The 5,369-nt window shown below is 52.7% G+C and carries 5 protein-coding genes; 4 read left to right on the forward strand and 1 reads right to left on the reverse strand.

Translation table 11 applies throughout. From position 1 onward, the window contains the following. Positions 1-73: 73 nt before the first annotated feature. Entirely contained in the window at positions 74-907 is an 834-nt protein-coding gene (locus A918_RS0108360) for a L,D-transpeptidase (RefSeq protein ID WP_028233556.1), read from the reverse strand. Between the two features lie 303 nt (positions 908-1,210). Here A918_RS0108360 and A918_RS0108365 point away from each other — a divergent pair, with 303 nt between their 5' ends. From A918_RS0108365 to hisG, 4 genes are all read left to right on the forward strand, one after another. Further along, entirely contained in the window at positions 1,211-1,861 is a 651-nt protein-coding gene (locus tag A918_RS0108365) for a DNA-3-methyladenine glycosylase I (RefSeq protein WP_022710627.1), read from the forward strand. Positions 1,862-1,983: 122 nt separating this feature from the next. Continuing rightward, positions 1,984-3,507 (forward strand): histidine--tRNA ligase, encoded by a 1,524-nt coding sequence (hisS, locus tag A918_RS0108370; protein ID WP_022710628.1) that lies wholly within the window; start codon positions 1,984-1,986, stop codon positions 3,505-3,507. Position 3,508: 1 nt separating this feature from the next. Next, on the forward strand, positions 3,509-4,651 hold the full coding sequence (locus A918_RS19900) for an ATP phosphoribosyltransferase regulatory subunit (protein ID WP_022710629.1): 1,143 nt from the start codon (positions 3,509-3,511) through the stop codon (positions 4,649-4,651). Continuing rightward, a complete protein-coding gene (gene hisG, locus A918_RS0108380; RefSeq protein WP_022710630.1) occupies positions 4,648-5,340 on the forward strand; it encodes an ATP phosphoribosyltransferase in 693 nt (230 codons plus the stop codon). Before A918_RS19900 ends, hisG begins: the two co-directional genes overlap by 4 nt. The last annotated feature ends 29 nt before the right edge of the window (positions 5,341-5,369 follow it).

The raw sequence follows: 5,369 nt of genomic DNA on the forward strand, positions 1-5,369 counted from the left end.
ATCAGTGTCTGATGCAGGGCTTTTGGTTGTGGGGCGTTTAAACAGAAATCCTATTCTGCTCTTCAGGATAGATTCAGAGAACGACGACTTTCGTGCCCACCGGCACCCGTTCATAGAGATCTTCCACATCCTGATTGCGCATGCGGATACAGCCGGAGGATACTGCGCGCCCGATGGTGGATGGCGCATTGGTGCCGTGAATACGATAGAGCGTATTGCCTAAATACAGCGCACGTGCGCCGAGCGGATTGGCAATACCGCCTTCCATACGGACCGGAAGAATGCGGCCTTTCTTGCGTTCGCGGGCAATCATTTCTTTCGGCGGATGCCATGTCGGCCATTCGGCTTTGCGGCTCACGGTTTCTGTGCCTTTCCAGCTGAAACCTTCTTTACCGACACCTACGCCGTAGCGGCGGGCTTTGCCATTATCTCCGACAAGATACAGAAACTTGTTTTTCGTATCGATCACGATTGTTCCGGACTTATGGGAAGCTGGGTAATCAACTTCCTGCGGCAGATAGATCGGGTTCATACCGCCTGCAGCCTTTGCAGGATTTTGCGGTGCTGCCGTGCTGGTGCGGATGAATGAACCCTGCTGATAGGTTGCATTCCGTTGCAGAGCTTTATCCTGTTTTGTGCGTGCTTGCTGGCGTGTGGCGGAGCGTTGCGCCGGTGCCTGAATGCCTTGTGATCCGCTGTTGCGGTAGATGCGCGGCTTTGATGGCGCAAGCTGAGTGGCATAGCGCTGCGGCTGCAATTGAGTGACCCAGGGCGCACTCAGATCAGGGCTGAGAACCAGAGGCGGCGGTGTGGCATAACGGTCATTGGCAAATGCTCCGCCAGCTGAAATGGCGGACAGGGCAAAAGCAGCAATGGATGCGATCAGCAGCAGATGACGTGGTTTCATCAGATCGTCCTGTGTTGAAGTCATGCCTGAAACTGTGATGCACTGTTCAGCAGGCGAGACATGCAGATTCCTTTGCCTCGACTGTGATGCCTGACCCTTTTGAAAAGGTGAATCACTGCCTTGCGGATGCGCAAATGCGGTGAAAACTTTCTCTTTTGGTTATCAGCAGGTAAATATTCTGAGTTGGGTTTCGCGGCTGCTTTCTGTCTTGAAACGGAAGATATGTTCTTTTTTTGTTCCATGTCAAATGAAATATGCTATAGAGAGACTCGTTGGTTTGGGCAGAGATGGCGCGGGTGAAAAATGGTGCAGGATATACCGGTTTTGGAAGCAGGATTGCATTTGGGGGAAGACGGGCGGGTGCGCTGTGGTTGGCATGGCGGTTTGCCGGATTATCTGCTTTACCATGATACGGAATGGGGATTTCCGGTTGATAATGATCGTCGTCTTTTCGAGAAAATCTGTCTGGAGGGCTTTCAGTCCGGCCTGTCATGGCTGACAATTCTGCGTAAGCGTGAAAACTTCCGCCGTGCTTTTGCAGAGTTTGATTTTCATAAAATGACGCAGTTTACTGAGGAAGATGTTGAGCGTCTGATGCAGGATAAGGGCATTGTACGCCACCGCGGCAAGATCAAATCAGCGATTAATAATGCAGGTCGTGCGATTGATCTGATTGCCGAGAAGGGCTCGCTGGCTGCTTATTTCTGGAGCTTTGAGCCGCAGCCGAAAGACCGGCCGGCACGGTTTGATCTGGCGGCCTATAAAGCGAACCCTTTAACCGAGATTTCTACCCGTATCAGCAAGGATTTGAAGAAGCGCGGCTGGTCATTTGTCGGCCCGACGACAGTCTATGCTTTTATGCAGGCGATGGGGTTGGTGAATGATCATCTGGAAGGTTGTTATTGCCGTCCGGTGATCGAGCGCTTGCGGCAGGATTTTGTACGGCCTGCATAATATGTTTCTGCGCGGATCTTACTCTTGCCGCATGCAAACTGATCGGTTAGGAACATACGCGCCTTTCAAGGATATTAAGGCATTTAATCTTCAAGATAACTCAAGTTTAGCGGATCAGTATCATGGCAAATAAAGCGGAGAAGATGAAAGCGCGGTTGCCGCGCGGCTTTGTGGACCGTGAGCCTCATGATCTGCGTGCTGCTGAGAAAATGCTGGCAACAATCCGTGAGGTTTATGAGCGCTACGGTTTTGATCCGATTGAAACGCCGCTTGTTGAATATACTGATGCTTTGGGCAAATTCCTGCCGGATCAGGATCGCCCGAATGAAGGCGTTTTTTCGCTGCAGGATGATGATGAACAATGGCTGTCGCTGCGCTATGATCTGACTGCGCCGTTGGCGCGTCACGTGGCTGAGAATTTCAATGAAATTCAGCTGCCGTTCCGCACCTATCGCAATGGCTGGGTATTCCGCAATGAAAAACCGGGCCCTGGTCGTTTCCGTCAGTTTATGCAGTTTGACGCGGACACGGTTGGCGCGCCGGGCGTGTCTGCCGATGCGGAAATGTGCATGATGGCAGCGGATACGCTGGAGCGTCTTGGCATTCAGCGCGGTGATTATATGATCCGCGTCAATAACCGTAAGGTTCTCGACGGCGTGCTGGAGGCAATCGGTCTGGCTGGTGATGACAATGACGGTCGCCGTTTGAATGTGTTGCGTGCCATCGACAAGCTCGACAAGTTTGGTGAAGAGGGCGTGAAGCTGTTGCTTGGTGAGGGCCGCCGTGATGAATCCGGTGACTTTACCAAAGGTGCTGGCCTTGATGCCGCGGCAATTGCCAAAGTGCTCGATTTTACTGCTGCCGGTGCGGAAGATGGTCAGCAGACCATTGCGAATTTGCGTGCTGTTGTTGAAGGCAATGCTCGCGGCACTGAAGGCGTTGAAGAACTCGCACAGATGCAGATTTTATTTGATGCAGGCGGCTATGCCGGTCGCGTCAAAATCGATCCGTCTGTTGTGCGTGGTCTCGAATATTACACCGGTCCTGTTTATGAGGCCGAACTGCAATTCGACGTCACCAACGAAAAGGGTGAAAAAGTCGTCTTCGGTTCTGTTGGTGGCGGTGGCCGTTACGATGGTCTGGTGTCGCGTTTCCGTGGTCAGCCGGTTCCGGCAACGGGTTTCTCCATCGGCGTTTCCCGTCTGATGACAGCGCTGAAAAACCTCGGCAAGCTCGGCTCAGAAGATGCAATGGCGCCGGTCGTCATTACTGTGATGGATGGTGATGCCGAAAGCCTCGGCCGCTACCAGAAATTCACGCAAGATCTCCGTGACGCCGGTATCCGTGCAGAGATGTATCAGGGTAACTGGAAGAAGTTCGGTAATCAGCTGAAATATGCAGACCGCCGCAATGCGCCGCTTGCGATTATTCAGGGCGGCGATGAACGTGCCAATGGCGAAATTCAGATCAAGGATCTGATCGAGGGCAAGCGTCTTTCCGGTGAGATCGAAAGCAATGAGGAATGGCGCGCCAGCCGCCCGGCGCAGATCACTGTCAAAGAAGCTGATCTGGTTGCGCAAGTGAAGCGTATTCTGGCTGAACAGGCTGAGGATCGCTTGCAGGAACTAAGCAGGCAGGCGAAGTAAAATGAGCAATCGTCAAACAGCAGATATTGCCGCTGATCTGGCGTCTTATTTTGCGACCACGTCGAGTGAAGCCGTTGATATTCCGATCTTGCAACCGGCTGATCCTTTTCTGGATATGGCCGGTGAGGATCTGCGCAGCCGGATTTTCCTGACCGAGAATGAGAATGGCGACAGTCTGTGCCTGCGTCCGGAATTTACCATTCCGGTCTGCCGCAATCATATTGCGCTGAATGCAGCCACACCAAAACGCTATTCCTATATTGGTGAGGTTTTCCGCCAGCGCCGTGAAGGCGGCACCAGCTTTCATCAGGCCGGTATTGAAGATCTTGGCGGAGATAATGAACCGGCCTCCGATGCGCGCTCTCTGAGCGATGCGTTGAATGCTGTGCATCAGGCGGCTCCCAATGCGTCATTGCAGGTATTGCTCGGCGATCAGTCTGTTTTTGAAGCTGTTCTGGCATCTCTCGGCCTGCCACGCGGCTGGCAGAAAAAGCTGGCGCGTGCTTTTGGTAGTGCTGAACTGCTGGAACAGGCCTTGCAGGATTTGACGTCACCGCGTCTTGGTAATGTTATTCCTGAGCGTTTGCGTCAGATTGTGGATGAACAGGGTGAAGATGCTTTGGTCACTGCACTTGCACAGGAAATGCAGGTTGCAGGTATTTCACCGGCCGCAGGCCGCAGCCCTTCTGAGATTGCACGGCGTCTGATGGAGAAGCAGCAACTGGCTGCGGTTCAGCTGGCAGATAGGGTACTGACAGCACTTAAGACATTCCTGTCCATTCGCGTGCCGCTGGAACAGGCGACTGTACAGCTGACAGAATTTGCTGAACAGAATGGTCTTGATCTCGGCGCTGCATTGCAGAGCTTCGGCAAACGTGTTGAGGAAATGCGTAAGGCTGGTATCGATCTTGGCATCATCGCTTATGATGCAGGTTTTGGCCGTCCGCTCGATTATTATACCGGTCTGGTTTACGAAATTACCAGCCGCGATGCTGATTGCGGTGTGATTGTCGGTGGCGGACGTTATGACCGTTTGCTGACAATGCTGGGTGCGAAAGAGCGTATTTCCGGTGTTGGTTTCTCCATCTGGCTCGACCGTTTACAAAAATGTGCCGAGGCAACACAGGCAGGAGCAGGCTCATGACTGTAACACTGGCTTTGCCTTCCAAAGGCCGTCTGAAAGAGCAGACAATTGCAGTGATGGCGAAAGCCGGATTGCATGTAGTTCTGCCGGAGGATGACCGTAATTACCGCGCCCGTATTGAAGGCGTGGATGATGTGGATATTCTGTTTCTCTCCGCGTCAGAAATTGCCCGTGAACTGGGTTATGGGACAGTTGATCTCGGTGTCACCGGCGAAGACCTGATCCGTGAGACGCTGGCGCGTGCCGATGAAAAGGTACAGATTGAAACGCAGCTTGGCTTTGGTCATGCGGATGTGATCGTTGCCGTGCCGGAAGTCTGGCACGATGTGGCGACAATGGCCGATCTGGATGATGTGGCTGCGGATTTCCGTCAACGTCATGGCCGCCGTTTGCGGATTGCCACCAAATATTGGCGGCTGACGCAACAGTTTTTCTCTCAGAAACACGGGATTCAGGTTTACCGTATTGTTGAGAGCTTGGGTGCTACCGAGGGCGCACCGGCTGCCGGTTCTGCGGATATTATCGTTGATATCACATCGACCGGTTCGACATTACGTGCCAATAGACTGAAAATTCTGGATGACGGCATTATGCTGAAATCGCAGGCTTGTCTGGTTTCTGCGCGCCGTAGTCTGGATAATCCGCGGGTGACGGAAATTATCAGCCGTATTTGTGAGAGTTTGAAATAAGCTTACATATTTAAAAAAGAAAAGGGGAC

Origin of the sequence: Pseudochrobactrum sp. AO18b, assembly GCF_000409565.1 — a bacterium.
Taxonomy (GTDB): domain Bacteria; phylum Pseudomonadota; class Alphaproteobacteria; order Rhizobiales; family Rhizobiaceae; genus Pseudochrobactrum; species Pseudochrobactrum saccharolyticum.

Coding starts and splice junctions, on each gene's coding strand:
- hisS (WP_022710628.1), top strand. CDS start 1,984: ATGGCAAATAAAGCGGAGAAGATGAAAGCGCGGTTGCCGCGCGGCTTT.
- A918_RS19900 (WP_022710629.1), top strand. CDS start 3,509: ATGAGCAATCGTCAAACAGCAGATATTGCCGCTGATCTGGCGTCTTAT.
- A918_RS0108360 (WP_028233556.1), bottom strand. CDS start 907: ATGAAACCACGTCATCTGCTGCTGATCGCATCCATTGCTGCTTTTGCC.
- hisG (WP_022710630.1), top strand. CDS start 4,648: ATGACTGTAACACTGGCTTTGCCTTCCAAAGGCCGTCTGAAAGAGCAG.
- A918_RS0108365 (WP_022710627.1), top strand. CDS start 1,211: ATGGTGCAGGATATACCGGTTTTGGAAGCAGGATTGCATTTGGGGGAA.